This window comes from Natrialbaceae archaeon AArc-T1-2 (assembly GCF_030273315.1).
Classification (GTDB): domain Archaea; phylum Halobacteriota; class Halobacteria; order Halobacteriales; family Natrialbaceae; genus Tc-Br11-E2g1.
On the sequence record NZ_CP127174.1, the window covers coordinates 389,002 to 408,287 of the forward strand.

Annotated in this window: 18 protein-coding genes and 2 pseudogenes; 6 read left to right on the forward strand and 14 right to left on the reverse strand. The window is 65.2% G+C overall.

Annotated features, from left to right (window positions below; genetic code table 11):
• Positions 1-26: 26 nt before the first annotated feature.
• The 4 genes and pseudogenes from QQ977_RS01860 to QQ977_RS01875 all read right to left on the reverse strand — a co-directional run bounded on the left by QQ977_RS01860 (position 27) and on the right by QQ977_RS01875 (position 4,098).
• The gene (locus tag QQ977_RS01860; protein WP_285927214.1) at positions 27-1,385 is read right to left on the reverse strand and encodes a sulfatase; all 1,359 of its coding nucleotides are present in this window, start codon (positions 1,383-1,385) and stop codon (positions 27-29) included.
• Between the two features lie 149 nt (positions 1,386-1,534).
• The gene (locus QQ977_RS01865; RefSeq protein ID WP_285927215.1) at positions 1,535-2,551 is read right to left on the reverse strand and encodes a GNAT family N-acetyltransferase; all 1,017 of its coding nucleotides are present in this window, start codon (positions 2,549-2,551) and stop codon (positions 1,535-1,537) included.
• A 108-nt stretch (positions 2,552-2,659) separates the two neighbouring features.
• Positions 2,660-2,839 (reverse strand): annotated as a pseudogene (locus QQ977_RS01870) (glycosyltransferase family 1 protein); the annotation flags it as partial.
• Positions 2,836-4,098: an antibiotic ABC transporter permease gene (locus QQ977_RS01875; RefSeq protein ID WP_285927216.1), complete on the reverse strand. Its 1,263-nt coding sequence runs from the start codon at positions 4,096-4,098 to the stop codon at positions 2,836-2,838. The gene QQ977_RS01875 and the pseudogene QQ977_RS01870, both read right to left, overlap by 4 nt.
• A gap of 155 nt (positions 4,099-4,253) precedes the next feature.
• Here QQ977_RS01875 and QQ977_RS01880 point away from each other — a divergent pair, with 155 nt between their 5' ends.
• Positions 4,254-5,369 (forward strand): hypothetical protein, encoded by a 1,116-nt coding sequence (locus tag QQ977_RS01880; RefSeq protein WP_285927217.1) that lies wholly within the window; start codon positions 4,254-4,256, stop codon positions 5,367-5,369.
• Between the two features lie 96 nt (positions 5,370-5,465).
• Here QQ977_RS01880 and QQ977_RS01885 read toward each other — a convergent pair whose 3' ends face one another.
• The 3 genes from QQ977_RS01885 to QQ977_RS01895 all read right to left on the reverse strand — a co-directional run bounded on the left by QQ977_RS01885 (position 5,466) and on the right by QQ977_RS01895 (position 8,625).
• On the reverse strand, positions 5,466-6,860 hold the full coding sequence (locus QQ977_RS01885; protein ID WP_285927218.1) for a hypothetical protein: 1,395 nt from the start codon (positions 6,858-6,860) through the stop codon (positions 5,466-5,468).
• On the reverse strand, positions 6,857-7,903 hold the full coding sequence (locus QQ977_RS01890) for a polysaccharide deacetylase family protein (protein ID WP_285927219.1): 1,047 nt from the start codon (positions 7,901-7,903) through the stop codon (positions 6,857-6,859). The genes QQ977_RS01885 and QQ977_RS01890 overlap by 4 nt, the downstream gene beginning before the upstream one ends.
• A gap of 92 nt (positions 7,904-7,995) precedes the next feature.
• Positions 7,996-8,625, reverse strand: coding sequence for a metal-dependent hydrolase (locus QQ977_RS01895; RefSeq protein ID WP_285927220.1), 630 nt, complete (start codon positions 8,623-8,625; stop codon positions 7,996-7,998).
• A gap of 250 nt (positions 8,626-8,875) precedes the next feature.
• Between QQ977_RS01895 and purL the strand changes: the two genes are divergently transcribed.
• The gene (gene purL, locus QQ977_RS01900; RefSeq protein ID WP_285927221.1) at positions 8,876-11,026 is read left to right on the forward strand and encodes a phosphoribosylformylglycinamidine synthase subunit PurL; all 2,151 of its coding nucleotides are present in this window, start codon (positions 8,876-8,878) and stop codon (positions 11,024-11,026) included.
• Positions 11,027-11,313: 287 nt separating this feature from the next.
• Positions 11,314-11,457, forward strand: coding sequence for a hypothetical protein (locus QQ977_RS01905; protein WP_285927222.1), 144 nt, complete (start codon positions 11,314-11,316; stop codon positions 11,455-11,457).
• A 26-nt stretch (positions 11,458-11,483) separates the two neighbouring features.
• Here the strand turns inward: QQ977_RS01905 and QQ977_RS01910 are convergent, their stop codons facing one another.
• Entirely contained in the window at positions 11,484-13,358 is a 1,875-nt protein-coding gene (locus QQ977_RS01910) for a PAS domain-containing sensor histidine kinase (protein WP_285927223.1), read from the reverse strand.
• A 506-nt stretch (positions 13,359-13,864) separates the two neighbouring features.
• On the opposite strand from QQ977_RS01910, the pseudogene QQ977_RS01915 reads away from it, so the two are divergent.
• From QQ977_RS01915 to QQ977_RS01925, 3 genes and pseudogenes are all read left to right on the forward strand, one after another.
• Positions 13,865-14,029: pseudogene (locus QQ977_RS01915) on the forward strand (MBL fold metallo-hydrolase); the annotation flags it as partial.
• Positions 14,030-14,078: 49 nt separating this feature from the next.
• Positions 14,079-14,570 carry a YeeE/YedE family protein gene (locus QQ977_RS01920; protein ID WP_285928731.1) on the forward strand — a complete coding sequence of 164 codons (492 nt, stop codon included), beginning with the start codon at positions 14,079-14,081 and terminating at the stop codon, positions 14,568-14,570.
• Positions 14,571-14,572: 2 nt separating this feature from the next.
• A complete protein-coding gene (locus tag QQ977_RS01925) occupies positions 14,573-15,031 on the forward strand; it encodes a YeeE/YedE family protein (RefSeq protein WP_285927224.1) in 459 nt (152 codons plus the stop codon).
• A gap of 37 nt (positions 15,032-15,068) precedes the next feature.
• Here QQ977_RS01925 and QQ977_RS01930 read toward each other — a convergent pair whose 3' ends face one another.
• The 6 genes from QQ977_RS01930 to hisC all read right to left on the reverse strand — a co-directional run bounded on the left by QQ977_RS01930 (position 15,069) and on the right by hisC (position 19,180).
• Positions 15,069-15,425 carry a hypothetical protein gene (locus QQ977_RS01930; protein WP_285927225.1) on the reverse strand — a complete coding sequence of 119 codons (357 nt, stop codon included), beginning with the start codon at positions 15,423-15,425 and terminating at the stop codon, positions 15,069-15,071.
• A gap of 57 nt (positions 15,426-15,482) precedes the next feature.
• Entirely contained in the window at positions 15,483-16,130 is a 648-nt protein-coding gene (gene tpiA, locus QQ977_RS01935) for a triose-phosphate isomerase (RefSeq protein ID WP_285927226.1), read from the reverse strand.
• Between the two features lie 146 nt (positions 16,131-16,276).
• Positions 16,277-16,828 carry a multiprotein bridging factor aMBF1 gene (locus QQ977_RS01940; RefSeq protein ID WP_285927227.1) on the reverse strand — a complete coding sequence of 184 codons (552 nt, stop codon included), beginning with the start codon at positions 16,826-16,828 and terminating at the stop codon, positions 16,277-16,279.
• Positions 16,829-16,909: 81 nt separating this feature from the next.
• On the reverse strand, positions 16,910-17,521 hold the full coding sequence (locus QQ977_RS01945) for a CDP-alcohol phosphatidyltransferase family protein (protein ID WP_285927228.1): 612 nt from the start codon (positions 17,519-17,521) through the stop codon (positions 16,910-16,912).
• On the reverse strand, positions 17,518-18,027 hold the full coding sequence (locus tag QQ977_RS01950; RefSeq protein ID WP_285927229.1) for an adenylate kinase family protein: 510 nt from the start codon (positions 18,025-18,027) through the stop codon (positions 17,518-17,520). The genes QQ977_RS01945 and QQ977_RS01950 overlap by 4 nt, the downstream gene beginning before the upstream one ends.
• Positions 18,028-18,046: 19 nt before the next feature.
• Positions 18,047-19,180, reverse strand: a complete 1,134-nt coding sequence (hisC, locus tag QQ977_RS01955) for a histidinol-phosphate transaminase (RefSeq protein WP_285927230.1) — start codon at positions 19,178-19,180, stop codon at positions 18,047-18,049.
• Between the last annotated feature and the right edge of the window lie 106 nt (positions 19,181-19,286).

Genomic DNA, 19,286 nt, shown 5'->3' on the forward strand with positions numbered 1-19,286 from the left:
ACTCGTCACACGGGAGACGGGCCGTCTCAAAGGTAGCCGAGGTCCCTGAGCTGTGCCTGGACGTCGGCGTCGATCGTCCCCGATCGTGAGTCGTCTCGGTTCCCGTCGAACCCCCGCACTCGATCGGAGAGCGTCTCGCGACACTGTTCGAGGACGACGTCGCCGGGGTCGGGGACGACCTCGTTTCTCCCCCGGTCGAACAGGTATTCCGCACCCGCGTCGTTGCGGACGTACTTGTAGTCCCGGTCGGCGGCGACGCGCCACCGAACCACGTCGTCGGGGCGCTCGTTCCCGGCGTGGGGGACGAAATCCTCGGCGACGGCAACGTCGCGAGTGTACCGACCGGCGGGCGGATCGCCGTCGCGGACGACGTCGAACAGCGACGTCAACTCGAACATCTCCTCGAGCGCGTCGCCGTCGCGCTGGCCCGGTCGCTTGATCCACAGCGGGACGGTGAGGTTGACGTCCCGGACGTAGTGTGGCGGCTGCTCGTCGCGGGGGTAGTCGCCCAGCGTCTTCCCGTGATCGGCACAGACGATCACGAGAGTGTCCTCGAACAGCCCCGCCTCTTGCATGCGTGTGAACAGCCGGGCGACCTGTTCGTCCTGGTAGCGCACACAGGCGTCGTAGTACTCCATGATCCGCGCTCGCGTGTCCGGCTCGAGGTCGGTTTTCCCCATCACGTAGGCAAGCAGTTTGGTGTTGAGGACGCGTGGCTCGATCGGGTTCGGCGGCTCGAGCCCGAGTTGCTCGAACGACCGCGCCGGCGGGAAGTAGGGGCTGTGTGCCTCCATGAGGTTCAGGAACGTAAACGTCGGCGACGGGTCGTCGGCACCCTCGAGCAGCCACCGGTTCGCCCGGTCGACGAGGCTCTCGGTGAAGAACGGACGTTTCAACAGGAAGGCCGGCTGGCGGGCCGCTTTTCCGAGTACCGGATGCAGCCGGGAGTACAGTCGCTCCCGGGGCGCGTGGATCTCCTCGTCGGCCGCGCTCGCGGAGATTTCGAGGTCCCACTCGACGAACTCGTCGAACCCCCGGTCCAGTCCCGAGAGCTGGCCGACCCAGGGGTTGTTCGAGAAGCCGGCCGTGCGGTACCCTGCCCGGGAGAGTCGTTCGGCGAGCGTCGGCCGTGATTCCGGGAGCCGGCTCATCCCGTCGGAGAAGCCGTTGGTCACCCCGTGCTCGGAGGGAAACTGACCCGTAAACATCGACGCGTGCGATGGCAGCGTCCACGGGGCCGGCGTGAACGCGTTCTCGTAGGTCGTCGCGTACGTGGCCAGTTTCGAGAGCGTCGGCGTCGTCTCCCGGTCGTGACCGTAGGTGGAGACGCGATCCTTTCGGAGCGAATCGAGTACCAGGAACAGCACGTCCGGATCGGTCGACATACCTGTCACTACGGGAATACTGACTTTGTTACCGCCTCGCTACTCCATCGAAACCGCCGATAGTCGTTGGTTCGCCTCGCGAGTACGCTCCCCCCGCTTTCGGTTCGCTATCGTCGACAAGCTACACATCTGTCATCGATGTCCCCATTTCACTTCATACCCGAAAGCGTCTTGAAGGCCGACTTCGCGACGGTCATCTCGAGTCCCGCAGACTCGATCACGTAGTACGGTCGAAGTTCGCCGTTGAACTTCCCTTTGTACTCACAGAGCCGTTCGGTGTTCGCCCCGACGAGGTCGTACGCTGTCACCGACTCGAGGCCGGGGTCGGTAACCAGATCCTCGAGGATGGCACGGTGGAGGAGGGTGTTGACGCTGACGTTCTCGTAGGTGGCTGTGACTCCTCCCTGCCAGTAGTACGCCAGTTCGGTCGAAAAGAGCGTGACGATGCCGCTCTCGTAGCTCCCGTCCGGTGTTCGCGCTACGTACACCCGCCATCGGTCGTCGTCCAGACTCGAAAGCAGGTCCCGGAGAACCGATCGAGAAAGCGGCGCAGCGTCGCCGTGGCGCTCGTACTGGTCGACGACGTCGTCGTAGACGCGAACGGCAGCGTCGATTCCCTCGGTTTCGATCGAGAGGCTCACGTCGTCGTACCGTCGCATCTCGTTCCGGAGAGTCTTGCTGAACCCCGACATGGCCGACGCCACGTCGTCACAACCCTCGAGGTCGACGACGTAGGTGAACTCCGGTTCGACCGTGAGACCGTTCCAGACGTACGGTCGCGGATCGTCGTAGCTGAGCGGACAGTTCATCCGAAACAGCGTCGATCGCCGGTCGGCGCCGGTGGCATCGATGACCGCCTCGGCAAGCCGGTTGTTGATTCGTTCTCGCTTGCGACGCTTCGGGCTGATAGGGTCGATGATCGGACCGAGACGTGGGACTCCGAGCGAGGGTGCCGGCGAGAGGACCGTTCGTCCGACCGGTTTCTCGTCGACGAACACCGGCAGGAGTCCGACCGCCTGGCCACCCTTGTACGCTCCGAACAGCTGTAACTCGGCATCCGTGTGGTTCTCGAGGACGGCGAGCGCGTCCGGATCGTGAAACGGCTCGACTCCACTCGTGGGCAACGCGTCCCCCCACTCCTCGAGCGTCAGTCGTTCGACGTCCATGTAGGTTCTCCTGCGGTGACTGTTCGGTTTGTTATCCCGTCGCTACTCGACGGTAAGCCGGCTCCTATCGGCCGTCTCCCGATGCAAGCGTCACCAGAATGTGCCGCCAGTCGTCTCGCCGGCGGCGTCAGCGAGCGGCCCGTAGTGACGGTCGTTCTTGTGGCCGAGCCCCGTGACGACGAGCACCCGCATCGTCGCCGGATCGGGCGTGCGATCCGCCGGGTCGGATTGAGACGCGTCGTCGACACGGCCTGTCGTCGGGCTCGAGCTGGCGGCCGACCAGCTCATCGTCGGTCCGTAGCCGGCACCCGTTCGACGGTCGACGCCGGACGATCGCGCCGGGCGAGCAAGAATTCGGAGAGTGCGTACGCCATCCAGGCCTGGCACCATCGCATTAGCGTCACCCGTTTCGTGTGGTGGCGGTACTGCCGGTAGTAGAACTGTCCCTTCGACGTTTGCAGGTTCGCAAGCACCCACCGGAGGATCCGTTCTGCCATCTCGAGGTCGCCCTCCCGGGTGAAGACCAGCATTCCCTGCGTGCTGGCGTGGATGTCACGCGGGTAGGTGCTTTCCTCGTCGAAGTTCGGCGCCCCATCGAGCTCGAACAGCTCCTCGCGGTAGAACGCGAGGGCGTCCGCGAGCGTCTCGGCGTACCGATCCTCGTCGACGAGATCGCGGTATCGCTGGAAGGACTCGATGACGAATCCGTTGTGGTGGCTGTCCATCGAGAGATGTGACGCCGAGGCCGGGAGCCGGTACGGCCAGCCGCCGCGGTCGGTCTGGGTGGCCGCGATGTGATCGAGGATCTTCGTCGCACGTTCGCGGAACGCCTCGTCGCCGAAGTGATCGTAGAGGTCGACGAGCATCCCGGCACCGAGTGCGGCCGCGTTGATCGTGTAGGAATCGTCGGGATGGTTCATGTGGTAGTCGATCTTCGCACCCTCCGGGACCTCCCGGTAGTTTAAGTCCTCGACCAGAAACTCGTTCGCCGTTCGGGCTATGTCGGCGTATCCGTCCTCGAGCTGTGCGGCTCGAAGGAGCGCCCGGACCGCGAACGTCGTCGAGACGATGTCGGGATCGCTCGGGACGCCTTTCGTGTGCAGGTGTTGCATCTCGTGGCGATGGCCGCCACAGAAGCCGCTGTAGCCGCTGATTCGCTCCTCGACGAGCCAGTCGGCGAGCCGGGTGGCTTCCTCGAGCGGATCGAACGCGAGCGTTCCACTGTCGGCCGTTAGCTCGTGGTAGTTCAGATTGGCCATCGTAAACAGCGCCGCCCCTTTGTAGTTGCGCCGGTGTTCGACGCGAAACAGCGGTCTGACGTCGACCGGCGCGCGCTTGACGACCTCCTGGACGACCAGGTTGAGGGCCCTGCTCTCGAACGGCAGTGCCTGGAGCAGCTGACTGCTCATCCCGTCGCCGTAATCCGGGCCGACGTAGTCCCGTCGCCGGGCGTAGGCGAGCGTCGACTCGAGCACGGGGAGGTAGCGCTCCTGGTGTCGGTCCGTCGTCCCGACGCCCGTCTCGACCGAACGTCCGTGTGGCTGCATCGACGGACACCTGGGGACGCGTCCCCATTACTATCCGGCGGCTACCGACGACGTCGAACCCACAGATGACTCGTTTCTCGCCGCCGTCGTCGGGTACGACCCCGATAACAAACCTCTCCGACCGGTATCGTCCGTCCGAAATGGGTGCTCGCCAGATGAGTTATCTGTTCTTCACGAACACGCCGGCGCACGTCCACCTGTACAAACACGCCATCGAGACGCTACGCGAGCGCGGCCACGAGGCCCGTGCGCTCGCCAGAGACTACACCTGCACCGTCGACTTACTCGAGTGGTACGACATTCCCCACGACGTTTACGGTGCCTGTGACACCTCGAAGGGGTCGCTGCTGAGTCGCCTGCCGGGTCACTACGCCCGCGCCATCCGACGGGTACGGCGGTTCGATCCGGACCTGATCTTCGGGATGGGTGGCTACGCGGCACACGCGGGGGCGGTGACCCGGACGCCGACGGTGTTGTGCATCGACTCCGAGGTGTCGTCGTTCGATCACACGATCTCGACGCCGTTCGCTCGAGCCGTCCTCACGCCGAATACGTTCCGCAAGGATCTCGGGGAGCATCACTACGTCTTTCCGGGGCTCAAAGAGTGTGCCTACCTCCATCCCGAGGTCTACGAGCCGAACCCGTCGATCCGGGACCGACTCGGAGTTGGCGAGGAGCCGTACGCCATCCTCCGTCTCAACGCCTTCGGCTCACAACACGACGTCGGGAAAGCAGGTATCACGCCCGCAAAACGCCGTGCCATCCTCGAACGCCTCGGCGAGGACGTGACCGTGTTCGTCTCCGACGAGGGAGGTGACGCCGACCTCACGGGGTTGTCGGCCCGGCATTTCGACCTCCATCCCGCCCTGTTACACGACGCACTCGCCGAGGCCGACCTCTTGATCGCCGACACCCAGACGATGGTCACCGAGGCGGCGCTTCTGGGAACGCCAGCGATCCGATCGAACTCCTTCGTGGGCGAGGACGACATGGGCAACTTCGTCGACCTCGAGCGCCATGGATTGATCCGCAACGTCGACTCCGCCGACGCGATCCTCGAGCACGCGACGACGTTGCTCGACGATGAGCGCGTCACGGAGCGATGGCAGCGACGACGGACCGATTATCTCGCCGACAAAGTGAACCTCACCGACGTGATCGTCGACGTCGCGCTCGCCCACGGGCACGTCGACGACCTCGAGTCGGTTCGCCGGTTCGGTCGGACCGCGCGGACCGACCTCGGCCAGCCCGTCGGCGTCGGCGGCGACTGAGACTGCCGGACGTCCGTCGTGAACGAGTCTCGCCGCCCCGGGATGGCGAGAATTGTCACACAGTTACGTCCGATAGTATGACGACACCGGCTGTCGCTATCGACTGTACGCTCTCACGGCCCACAGGGTGACGAGCGACACGGCGGCGACGACGACGAGTATCCCGAACCCGGGGATCGGGTTCGCACGCTGCTCGCTTGGCTCGGACCCACTGGTACCGCTGTCGCCGTCGCTATCGTCCGACGCGGGCTGGGCCTGTGCGACAGCAACGTCCGTGAGCGACGCACCGTCTGCACTGAACCGGTACGTGTCACCGTCGTCGTGAACCGTCGTCTCCAGCTCGCTCCAGTCGTCTCCATTCCCGTCCCGTTCGTACAGTGCTACTTCCTCGGGCTCGAGGTCGGCGTCCTCGAGAACGTCGCCGTCGACGCTGAACGTGACGGTCGCCGACGCGTCGTGGTCGCCGGTGACTGCCAGATTCGCGATCGAGGCGTTGTTTTCGGGCGACTCCGGTATCGGCTCCGGACTCGAGTTCTCGACGGTGACCGACGCGTCGCCGTCGACATCGGTCACCTCGAGACGCTCGAACTCGACGCCGTCGGTCGAGCCCGTCGTCGGCTGGACGGCGACCGAATCATCGGGCGTCGCGGCACCGATGCTGGCCGTGATGGCGTCGTCGGTTCGGTCGTACGTGATTGAGGGGTCGTCACACGTTCCCGTCCGGATCGTGACCGGCTCCTCGAGCGACGGCAGCGTCGTCCGGTCCGGCTCGTCGGCGCTTCCCGAAAGAACGTCCCACGATTCGACCTCGCCCTCGCCGTAGAAGTCCGGGTTCGGATGGCCGTGGTTCTCGTGGGTCAACGTGGCGTCGTCGTTAAACGCCGGTTGTACCGTCACGGCGAACTCACCGTCGAGTCCGCCCTGGATTGCGCCACCACCGGTCCGATCACCCCGCTGGATCCAGGATGCATTCGCCCAGCCGTCGCCGCGGTGGAACTCGTCGCGGTTCGTCTCGGACGTGTAGGCGTCGTTTCTGACGACCCACTCGGCCTGGCCGGGAAGTCCGACGATGTCGAACGTCATGTAATTCGGGTCACCGTTCCCGTCGAGTTGCCCGTGAACCATCACGAGACTCAGACCGTCCGGTCCGTCGTGGAGAAAGAGGATGCTCGTGTCGTCTTCCTGAAGGTGCGTCGTCCCGTACGAGCTGTACAACCTCTCGCCGTCCTCCGGATGTGTTTCGTGATCTCGATAGTCGTAAAACTCGTCGATCGGGTCGCCCGACTCCAGTGGCTCGATCGGTTGACAGACGGACCCCTGCTCGAAGACGTATCCGTCGGCGTCGGTTTCGTTCGCGTGCGTCTGTGTCTGTGCCTGCGTCTGTGAATCGCCGTCGCCGACGGTAGCGGTCGACTGGACGGCGAGTCCGCCGGTGCCAGCGAAGACCAAGAGCCCGACTACGGCGAGGACCGAAAGCGGTTTCGCGTTCATGCTTCCCCCCCGGTCGACGGCCGAACCGCTGACTGACGCTCTCGGACGCGATTGCAGTCGGTCTCTCGACCCTCGCGTTCTTCGGCGAGGTCGACCTCGAGTTCCCGCCGAAGGTCACGCGGCGAGCCGACCCAGGCACCGAGCGACAGCGCCCGTTCGACCAGCCATCGGTACAGCTTTCGGTGGCCGGGGAACTCCCGTTCGCTGAAAAAGCGCGGGTGCCAGAGGACCGTCATGACAGCGTCGTTGGCCGCGGCTTCGGTCAGCAACTGCTCGCAGGTCCGGCGTGCCGCCTCGAAGTCGGCTCCCGGATCCGGCAGTGCCTGGTCCATGATCGTCAGCGGGAAGACGAGAAATTCGTCTCCGAACGGACACAGGGGTCGATAGCTCGCGTGAAAGCCACACTCGGTCGGCGAGCCCAGACTCGCGTCGTACGAGAGACCGATCGCCCGGTGGTGTCGCCACGTGTCGGGTACCGTAAGGCGGAGGTGATGCTGACGACCGCCGATTACGGGCCGGCCAAGGACGTCCTCGAGGACGGTCTTCTCCTCGGACAGTCGTGCCGGATCGTCCGGGGTGTGATACGAACCGTGGAGGCCGACCTCCCACCCGCCGGCGTCGAGGTCCCGGATGACGTCTTCGATCTCGGGAGCGGTGACGTCGTACCGACCCAGATGCTGGACCCAGTTCGCAGGCGAGACCCATTCGGTGAGCGGGCGATCGAGCAGGTGCTGTTCGTTCAGAAAGTAAAACGAAGACCGCACGCCGAGTTCGTCCTCGATGGCCATCAGCTCCTCGAACTGCCAGTAGGGGTTCGACGACGACAGCGCCGTTTGCAGGTGATAGTCCGGCCGTTCCTGTGTCGCGTAGTACAGCGATCGCAGTCCCTTGTACGGCCGGTCCACGTCGTGGGTCAGACAGAGCGCGAACTCGGCGTCGGGCGGGAGGCCATCGACGCGTCGTGTGGTATCGACCGTCGTGTGTCGCGGTCCGTCGTCGCTCGACCTCGCAGTCGAGGATCGGCTCCGAACTCGTTCGCTCATTTCGTCTCCACTATCACAGGAATCGATACGATAGTAAATGACGACGTACTTCGGCACTGATCGGTTTTCGTCACACTCCGTGAGGAGTCCCGTCACTCGTTTCGGTTTCTGGAGGGGGCACCCGGTTCGTTGTCGCCGCCTATAGCGGCGACGCACCGCCCGATACCGAGACCCAGCTCCCGAAGGACCGGCGCGCCGTCGGCGAGCCACAGCAGGAACGCCCCTCCCGCGAGTCCGAACTGCAGCCACAGATACGTCGAGAGCTCGCCTGCGAGCAGCTGGTGGTGATACTGTCCGAACAGTCGCCAGAACTCCGCGACGAAGCCGGTGTGTTTGCCCGCCGACTCGACCGGCGCGACCGGCCAGAGCATCACGTCGAGATGGACCTCGCCGCCCCGAGCGTAGCCGTCGAGCACGTCGGCCGGCGGATGAAGGAGGTAGCCGATGCCGAACGCGACGCCTACCCTCTGTCGTCCCCTCGAGTGTGCGATCGCCCCGACGACGATCGCAAGCGGTACCGCAACGAAGATCGAGTGCCCCAGTGCGTATCCCGACTCGAAGACGCCAAACTCCCAGGCCAGTGGCTTGTCGATTACGTCCGGCAGCACCGAGGCGATCACGACCACGACCGTCTCGAGGGCGGTCGGCGACGATCGGTAGTAGAGGTGACTGAACACCGAGTACGCGAGATAGCCGACGATCGCGTGTTCCCACGGCCACATCGGTTCCCGACAGCAGTCCCGGAGCGTTAGTTATGCTTTCAATACCGGATGGACGGTCGGTTGTCACTGTCGAAATCGAGCACGTCCAGGGGGGCGGCTGGCTCTCAAACGCACAGCAACCGAGAGACGATAGGGTACGGCGCTCGAGCAGTCATCCGCGACACGATCTGTACTGACGAGAACGCCCTCACCGATACACGAACGTGCACATGGAAACCCATTTACCGGCCGGCTTTCACCACCTAGATGAATGAGTCTTCCCGATTCGGACCGCGAACTCGTCGTCTCCGAGCTCGAGCGCGAGCCCACGCAGGCGGAGGCGGCGCTGTTCGAGAACCTCTGGAGCGAACACTGTGCGTACCGCTCCTCGAGACCGCTGCTCTCGGCGTTCGAGAGCGAGGGCGAGCAGGTCGTCGTCGGGCCGGGTGACGACGCGGCGGTCGTCGCCGTGCCGACGGACGAAGAGGAGGACGACGTCTACATCACGATGGGGATCGAGAGCCACAACCACCCCTCCTACGTCGACCCGTTCGACGGCGCGGCCACCGGCGTCGGCGGCATCGTCCGGGACACGATGTCGATGGGGGCCTACCCCATCGCGCTCGCGGATTCGCTTTACTTCGGCGAGTTCGACCGTGAACACTCGAAGTACCTCTTCGAGGGCGTCGTCGAGGGGATCAGCCACTACGGCAACTGCATCGGCGTCCCCACCGTGGCAGGCAGCGTCGACTTCCACCCCGATTACGAGGGCAACCCACTCGTCAACGTCGCCTGTGTCGGCCTGACGAACGAGGAGCGCCTCGTCACCGCCGAAGCCCAGGAGCCCGGCAACAAACTCGTGCTCGTGGGCAACGCCACGGGTCGTGACGGCCTTGGCGGGGCCTCCTTCGCGAGCGAGGATCTCGACGAGGACGCAGAGACCGAGGACCGCCCCGCGGTCCAGGTGGGCGACCCCTACGCCGAGAAACGACTCATCGAGGCAAACGAGGTCCTCGTCGAGGAGAGCCTGGTCGAGGCCGCACGCGACCTCGGTGCCGCTGGGCTGGGTGGGGCCTCGAGCGAACTGGTCGCGAAAGGCGGGCTGGGTGCCCACATCGAACTCGCGTCTGTCCACCAGCGCGAGCCGAACATGACCGCCCTGGAGATCCTCATCGCCGAGTCCCAGGAGCGGATGTGCTACGAAGTCGAACCCGAGAACGTCGACCGCGTCGAGGAGATCGCCGAGAAGTTCGACCTCGGTTGCTCGGTCATCGGCGAGGTCACCGACGGTAACTACGTCTGTACGTTCGAGGGCGAGACGGTCGTCGACGTCGACGCCTACTTCCTCGGTGAGGGTGCGCCGATGAACGACCTGCCGACCACGGAGCCGCCCGAACCGGACGTCGACGTCCCCGAGGTCGACCTCGAGACGGCGTTCGAGACCGTCCTCTCGAGTCCGAACACGGCCTCCAAAGAGTGGGTCTACCGGCAGTACGACCACGAGGTCGGCACGCGCACGAGCGTCGGGCCGGGTGACGACGCGGCCATCATCGCCCTGCGAGAGGCCGGGACGGGGCTGGCGATCTCTGCCGGTGCCGCACCGAACTGGACTGACACGGCCCCCTACGAGGGCGCGAAGGCGGTCGCGCTGGAGAACGCGACCAACGTCGCCGCGAAGGGGGCAACGCCGCTTGCCGCGGTCGACTGTCTCAACGGCGGCAATCCCGAGAAGCCGGACGTCTACGACGGCTTCACCGGGATCGTCGACGGCCTCGCGGAGATGTGTGCCGACCTCGAGACGCCGGTCGTCGGCGGGAACGTCTCGCTGTACAACGACTCCGAGAGTGGACCGATCCCGCCGACGCCGACGCTCGCACTCGTGGGTACGAAAGGCGGCTACGACGCACCCGCACTCGATGCCAGCCCCGACGGCGACCTGTTGCTCGTTGGCGACCTCGGGCTCGAGTCCGGCGAGCCCCGCCTCGGCGGCTCGGAGTATCTCGCCCGCTTCGACGGCAGCGATCGGTTCCCCACGCTGCCCGAAAATCCGGCCGACATCGTCGAGACGCTGGCCGAGGTCGCCGACGACGAGGCGACGCTCGCGGCCCACGACGTGAGCCACGGCGGGCTCGCAGTTGCACTCGCCGAGATGGTGACCGCGGAGGCCGGCCTCGAGGTCTCTCTGCCCAACGGCGTCGATGCGGCCGGCGCACTGTTTCACGAACAGGCGGGTCGGGCGCTCGTCCAGACGACCGATCCCGACGCGGTTCGGGAGGCGTTCGACGACGTCGCACCGGTCGTCTCGATCGGGACGGCCACCGACGACGGTGAGTTGACGATCGCGGTCGGCGACGAGACGGTCGCGACGGACGCGGCGGCGATTCGTGAACACCGGTCGGTCATCGAGGACACACTCGAGTAGTCGGTCGGACAGCCACGTTTCGACGAACCGGTAGTACTCGACGCTGTCACACGTTCATCGCCGGCTGTCTCGGCGGTGGCGGCGACAGCGAGTACGAGGTTGACGTCATCGACCGGAGCACCGACGAGGAGGTCGCGGATTACCACGGCCACTGGCACGGCGAACTCCCGGCGATTCCCCTCGAGGACAACGTCTCCCTCGGTGCCGTCTTCGAAGACGAGGACGGCGAGGAAGTCGACCTCGACGGGGAGTACAGCCTCGACGTCGAATCGGCGGACGAAGACGTCGTGAGCACGGATTCACACGGTGACCACGTCCACCTCTACGGAGAATCGACGGGCGAAACGGAGGTCACCTTCCAGTTGACCCACGACGACCACGTCGAGTGGGAGACCCCGGACGCGATCGGCGTCGACGTTCTCGAAGAGTAAGTGTGCCAATGATGGGATCTTGACAGCTACGGTCGGTCATCGGCTGGCTCGAGCGTCGTTACGTCCCTGACCTCGAAGACCGTTCCACCGTCGTCGCCGCTCGAGATCGACACCGACCAGCCGTGGGCCTCGGCGATGGCCCGTGCGACCGCGAGCCCGAGCCCGAGCCCGAGCCCGAGCCCGACCCCGACCCCGGCGACCTCGCCATCGTGTGTGGGCTCGAGTACGTCTTCGTGGGCGGCCGCCGGAATCTCGGAAGCGTCGTCGTGCAGGTAAAAGCCCCGCGAGCCGTCGTCTCCGTCCTCGAGAAAGAGACCGACCCGGACGGTGACGTCGCCGGTCGAGCGGTCGGCGGCGTCGTCGAAGACCCGCTCGAGGAGGTGTGCGAACCGTTCGGCGTCGGCCCGGATCGTCGCACGGTCGTCGACGACGACGGAGGGACTCTCGAGTCTCGAGGCGGCGACGGCGGCGTCGATCGCCGTCTCGAGGTCGAGCCGGGAGCGACGGCCGACGGCGGTGGCGTTACGGGCGAACTCGCGGATGTCGTCGACGAGCCGTTCGGTCCGGTCGAGCGTCGACTCGACGGTATCGTCGGCGAGTGGGAACTCCCACTCGGCGGGTGCGTCGTCTTCGAGCGCCGTCTCGACGGCCTCGAGTTGGCGTTTGAGATCGTTCGAGAGCACGTCGGCGACGGCCTCGAGCCGCTCGGTCTGACGCTCGAGACGTTCGGTGCGGTCTCGGAGCACGCGCTCGCGGTCGGCCCGGTCCAGTGCCGCACGGACGTTCTCGACGAGCGTCGAGACGAGGTCGACGTCGGTGTCGTCGAACGCGTCGGGCTCGAACGAACCGGTCATGAAGACGCCGTGGGTTCCGATCGGTGCGATGATCTCGGAGCGAAGCGGCGTCGCCTCGTTGTACAGCCCGTCGACCTCGCGGAGGTCGTCGAAGCGCTCGAGTTCGCCGCTGTCGTAGACGTCCCAGACGAGTCCTTCGCCCGTCTGAAACCGCGGAAGACCGGTGAACGTCTCGTGAGCACCTGCCGTGCCGGCGACGGGATCGAGATAGCCGTACTCGTCGTCGAGCAGCCAGACGCCGCTTATCGGGAGCCCGAGCAGGTCGCTGCCGGAGTGGACGGCGATCGCACAGATCTCCTCGGGATCGTCCGACCGGAGCAGCCACCGGGTAACCTCGTGTAACGAGTCGACGACGCGTTCGTACTCGTACTGATCGGTGACGTCCCTGACGACGGCGGCGATGTTCCCATCTCCCTGGTCGATCGGGACGAGCCGGACCTCGCCGACCCGGTCGGTGCCGGCTGCATCCGTAAACTCGATCTCGATCCGGCGACGGGTGGCGTTCCCGACGTCAACCTCGTTGATCGCCGTGCCGATCGCGACCGCGTCGCTGTCGTCGACCGCGGCCGCCTCGAGTACGGTCTCGAGGTGGTCGCCGACGACGGTCTCACGGTCGAGGTCGAGCGTCTCTTCGACGGCGTCGTTGATCGAGACGATCCGGGTGTGAGAATCGAGCGTCACGACGCCGTCGTGAAGGGCCTCGATGACGGCGTCGTGCTGGGCGAGTTTCGTCTCTCGCTCCTTGCGTTCGGTCACGTCGCGCATATAGACCGACAGCCCGGTCTCCGAGGGATAGGCACGGGCCTCGAACCACGTCTCGAGCGGTGTGTGATAGACCTCGAAGGAGACGGCGACCTGCTGGTCCATCGCGTGATGAAAGCCGTCGGGAAACTGCGTTTCGACCGTCTCGGGAAACGCATCCCACATCACGCGGCCGATCAACTCCCCACAGCTGCGTTTGAACAGACCTTCGGCGCGCTCGTTGAGATACGTGAACCGCCAGTCGGTGTCGAGAGCGAAGAAGGCGTCCGTAATGCGGTCGACCATCGGCTCGGAACGTCGGATCACGTGCGCTCACCGCCCGACGAGAGCGCGTGACGCCACGTCCTCGAGCACGAGGAGGTCGTCGTTTCGATCATTCCGACTGCTAACCATCCGTACTTGATCAGCCCGGTATTTCAGTGCCGTGGATAGTCGTCGACAGAACGCGTTCGTCCATCGGGATAGGCTTTCGAGTCCGGGTTTCTCCCGGGCAATATTGTGTAGTAAAAACAATATCAACACGAGAGAAGTACACAACGGCAGCTCCGACCTACACCGAAAACGCACCACAAATCGCCTGATATGTTACACCATCTCTCTCACTCGCCCGCACAAAGGAAACGGCATCTCCAATCACTCTACAACTATATTGTGTGATTAAGGGAATACTATGTAAACCCTTATGTGCAAGCGGCCAGTAGCAACGACTACACACTATGGCCGGTATGGACTTCCCGACCCCGGGCGTCTCTATCGAGTCGGTTACACCCGGGGAACTGAAAGAACGCATCGACGGCGAGAGCGTCGCGTCGATCGACGTCCCCTCCTTCGAATTCCTCGAGGAGGGTGACGACGGCGCACCCGAGGGGGCACGCCAGCTCTACGAGACGCTCCAGGAGCGCGTGATCATCTTCCTCGACGACGCCCTCACCGGGAGCGCTCACTACAGCGATGCCACCAGCCAGGAACTGCTCGCCGGTGACTGATCGACACCGAAGATAGATGATGATAGTCGAAGCCCTCCCGCTGTCGCTGGTCGCTGAACTGTTCCCCAACGGGATCGAACGCTACGCCGTCGGCGGACTGCTCGTCGGACTCGGCGCGGCAGTGATCTACGTCGGTACAGGGATCGCCGCTGGTGCGAGTACGTTCCTCGAGTCGACGCTGTCGTACGTCTCGAAGAAGTCGCGGTTCCAGCAGTTCCGATTCTCCCGGGACTGGCGGATCGTCTTCACCGTCGGGATCATGTTGGGTGCGTCGATCTACGCCGTCTTCTGGCAGGGCGGGGCCTGGACGACCGACGTCCAGCCCTGGCGGCTCCTGCTCGGTGGCGTCCTCGTCGGGATCGGTACTCGAATCGGGAAAGGCTGTACGTCGGGCCACGGCGTCTGTGGCATGGGATCGGCCTCCAGAACGTCGATCGTCGGCGTGATGACGTTTCTCGCCGTCGCGATCGGCACCGCACAACTCGTCCAGGCACTGGGGGTGAGTCCGTAACCATGCATCGACATCACCCGCTTTTCATGCCGTTGATCCTGCTTGGCGGCGTGATCTTCGGCTTCGGGCTCGCCTACAGCCACATGGCCCGTCCCGAGGTCGTGTTGGATTTCCTCCAGTTTGCCGACTTCGGGCTATTGTTCGTGATGTTCGGTGCGGCGGCCGTCACCGGCGTCACGTTCGCGCTCGTCCCGCGGTTGCGCGGTCGCGCGCCGCTGACCGGCGACGAGTACCGTCGCCGGCTCAAGTCCTTCGACCGGAACGTCCTGATCGGTGGTGCGATCTTCGGCGCTGGCTGGGGCCTGTCGGGTATCTGTCCCGGTGCGGCCTACGCCAGCCTCGGGATCGGGAACGTTACCATCCTCTGGGCGCTCGCCGGTATGTTCGCCGGCGCGTACCTCCAGGGCGTCTGGCGGAGCCACCGTACCGGCTCCGAGACCACGCCGGTCAGCGCTGACTGATTCGCTTTCCGTCTCGGTCGACGCCGTCCCGTCGAAGCTACGTCTCGTCCTCGACACTCTCGAGCACCCGCCGTGAGAACTCGACCTCGGTGAGGTCGTCGCCGAGCCGACGGAACCAGTCGGCCTCGACGCGCCAGGTTCCGCGGACCTCGCCGTCGGTCGTGAGCGACGTCGCCTCGAGCGTGACCGGGCTCCAGGTGTCGCGTTCGTCGGCACACTCGAGCAGCGTCCGGACGACGGTGCCGACCTCGTGGCTCGTGACCGACGACGGCGCTGCAACGGTCTCGTACTCAAGAGTCACGGTCTCGTCCTCGTGGGCCCACTCCGAGAGGTAGATTCCCTTTCCCATGAGCCGATTCTCGAGCGCCACGTCGAGTGGCCGCTGCTCGGTCATGGGATGACTTCGGTACCAGTCGGGAAAGAACCTCGTGTCGATCGCGTCGGATCGGTTCTACAGCGGTGCGACCAGGTCCTCGAGTGCGGCTCGTGGGTCGTCGGCTTTCGCGACGCCGCTTGCGAGCAAGACGCCGTCGGCACCGAGTTCGCCGGCAGCGGTTACGTCCTCGCCGGTGCTGATTCCGGCCCCACAGAGCACCGAGACGTCATCGTCGACGTTCGCCGCGGCTGTGACGGCATCTTCGACGACGTCGGGATCGGCCTGGCTGACGGGCGTCCCGGTACCGATCAGTTCGGGCGGCTCGACGGCGACGGCGTCGGGGCCGAGCGCCGCAGCGGCCCCGATCTGGGCGGGATTGTTCGCACAGACGACCGTCTCGAGGTCGGCTCGTTCGGCCGCCCGGACTGCACCGTCGACGTCGGCGAGTTTCAGCCGGTGCTCGGAGTGGTTGATCAGGGTGCCGACGGCTCCGGCGTCGGCGACGCCCTCCGCGAGCGTGTGGCCGGTGTTGCTGCCGTACTCGACCGGATCGACAGTCTGGGCCCACGTCTCGACGCCGGTCTCTGCGACGCGTTCGATGTGTGGAGCCTGCGGCGCGACGGCGATGCGTGCTGCATCCGTCGTCTCGTGTACGTCGCGGGCGGCTTCGGCGACGGCGACCGGGTCACACGGATACGTCTTCAGGTTGACGAGGACGAACATACTCGAAGGGGGTTTCGCTCGTCGGAAATAGTTTCCGAGTCGAAATCGGGACAGCAGACCGTATCATAACGACGGCTGTGAATCGGTACCGGTGCAACCGAGACCCATCTTGCGGTTGCACCGGAACGTAGTCACAGCCCTCATTATCAGTCCTTGCGCTCGACGACGTCACCGAGCGTGTAGCTTCCACTCGCCGAACCGCCGCTCCACTCCGTGTCGTCGCTGCTTCCGGATTCGCCGCTGAGACTCACCTCGAGGTGACGTTCGAGTTTCGCCTGTACGTCGTCACTCGGGAGAGTGTCGCCGCGCTCGAGTTTGCGAATCAGACTCGCTTTCTCGTTGAGCTGGTTCGCGAGCTCGGACTGGCTCAGTCCTTTCTGCTCGCGAGCCCGACGGATACGATCGTCGTAATCGGTCGCGAGCTCGTCCATGTCGTCGAACATGTCCGAACGGCGTTGAGAACTGCCGGAGCCACCGCTCGTACTCGAGTTACCCGAGGCGCCTCCGGTCGATCCGGATCCGGACCCCGATCCACCCGACCCTGTCGAGTACTTCGTCGAGGTGCTCGAGCTCGAACTCCCCGTCTTCACCTCGGTACCGAAGTCGGTACAGTTAGAACAGACGTCCAGTTCGGCACCTTCGACCTTGATAGTCTTCGGGGTCGACGTCTCGGCACCACACATCTCACACTGAACCATGTGAAAATGTATATCGTGCGGAGGTATAAACCATACGGCGACCGGTCAATCGCAATCGCGGTCGTAGTCCGCGCATCGCCGTCACTCGAGCGCTCGCCAGGCGTAGTAGAACCGCTGGACGGCGGTGAGGTGTCCGACAACTGCGAGGAAGACGAGCAGCCAGCCGACGAGCGTGAACCCAGCGTACGTCCCCGAAAGCGGATACGCGAAGACGGCGACGACGCCGATGATCGCGAGCCGATCCGCACGACCGACGACCCCCCCGTAGACGCGCTCGAGGCCGACCGCCTCGGCCTGGGTGCCAAGGTACGAGGTCATCACGACGCCGGTGACCGCTGCGAACCCGAGCAGGTAGTCGCCGACACCTGCAGCGAGGCCACCGACGACGACGATGTCGGCGTACCGGTCCAGCACGTGATCCAGCAGATCTCCACCGGCGGAGGCAACGTTCTGTTCGCGCGCGAGCGCACCATCGACGACGTCGAGCCAGCCGTTCAGAAAGACCAGAGCGGCGGCGACGACGTACCAGATCCGATCCGTCGTCCCACCGAGGTAGAAGGTGACGGCGGCGGCGACTGCCATCCCGAACGCCAGCACGCTAACGCCGTTTGGCGTCATCCCCATCCGATCGAAGCCGGTGACGAACGGATCGAGGACGTTCGAGACGTACGGCCTGAGTTTGTCGAGTGTCATGAGAGGAACTCGAGGAAGTCAACCTCGCCGGCACTCGGTTCGCGCTCGCCTGCGATTACGGCCTCGAGGTCGGCTGCTACCGCCTCCGGCTCGCGGCCGGTCGTGTCGATCTCGTAGACCGACTCGAGGCCGTGATTCTCGACCGCCTCGGCGAGGATCACGTCGAGCGCTTCGCTCTCTGCGTTCTCGGCGGCCTTTTCTTCGCTCTCGCCGCGATCGCTGAGTCGTCGCTCGAGCTCGTCGGGACGACAACGTAACACCGCGACCCGGTCGGCTTCGAGGTGGTGGGCGAGGTGGGACTCGATCACGACGTCCTCGCGCTCGGCGAGTCGCTCCTCGAGGGCCTCGAGATCGGCGACGACGCTGTCGCGGTCGGCGTCGACCGCCTCGTATAACCCGTCGTCCTCGATCAGTTCGTTGAGATGGAGTACCTCGAGACAGGTCTCGAGGCGGTCCGTTGCGGTCGTCTTCCCCGTTCCCGGCGTCCCGGTGACGGCAACTCTCATCGTGGGCTCACCTCCGCGCTCACACGTCGGTCACCTCGGTCTCTCCGTCGGCGTCTTCCGCTCCGGTCGCGAGCACCTCGTTGAGCGTCTCGATCGCGCGATCGGTCTCGTCTTCGGTACCGCAGGTGATCCGGATGCACTCGGGGAGCCCGAAGCTCGAGCAGTCGCGAACGATGACACCGCGTTCTTGCATCGTTTCGGCGACCGCCGTCGCATCGCCGACGTCGACGAGGACGAAATTCCCCTCGCTGTCCCAGACGGGGGCGTCGATCGTCTCGTACATGGCCGTACGCGATTTGCGGGCCGTCTCGACGGTACGCTCGACGTGTTCGTCGTCCTCGAGGGCAGCCAGTCCGGCCCGGCAGGCGAGTTCGCTCGCCGCGAAGGGGGTGTTCACCCGGGCGTAGGCCTCGCTCCACTCCCCAGGGACGACGGCGTACCCCAACCGAACGCCGGCGAGACCGTAGGCCTTCGAGAACGTCCGCAAGACGGCCACGTCGTCACGAGCGTCGTATCCGTTCCGTCCCTCGATTAAGTCCACGGCGCTGTCGTGATCGGCGAACTCTCCGTACGCCTCGTCGACGACCACGAGCGTCTCCTCGTCGGTTTCGGCGGCCAGGCGTTCGATCTCCGCAAGCGCCATCGTCGACCCGGTCGGGTTGTGCGGGCTCGTAACCCAGACCACCCGCTCGCCGTCGTAGCTCTCGAGGACCGTCTCGGCTGTCTGTGCGAAGTCGTCGGCCCTCGAGAGGGCGTACTCGCCGACTTCGCCGTGGTGATAGCGCGCGCTCATGCCGTAGTAGGCGAAGCCGGGCGTGGGCACGAGCACGCCGTCGCCCGGCTCGAGGGTCGCCCGATGGAGGTAGTCGATCGCGCCGTCGCCGCCGTTTGCGAGCCAGACCTGCTCGTCGGTGACGCCCCAGCGCTCGGCGATGGCGGCGACGAGGTCGGTGTGGGCGGCCTTGGGGTAGGAACTCACGTCCAGGGCGGTGTCGCGGATCGCCACGACGGCTGCAGGCGAGGGGCCGTGTGGATTCTCGTTCGAGGCGAGCTTGACGAGATCGGCGGGATCACACTCGAGTTCGCGAGCGACTTCCTCGATCCCGCGACCCGCCTCGTATGCGACGTGGTCGGACAGGTCGCGCGGGTGCATACGCCTACGGTTTTCTTCGACGGGTCTTAAGGGTGCTCACCTGTTCCGACCGCGATGGATACCTCGAGCGAGTCGCCGTTCACCATGGTCTCGAATCTCGAAAGCG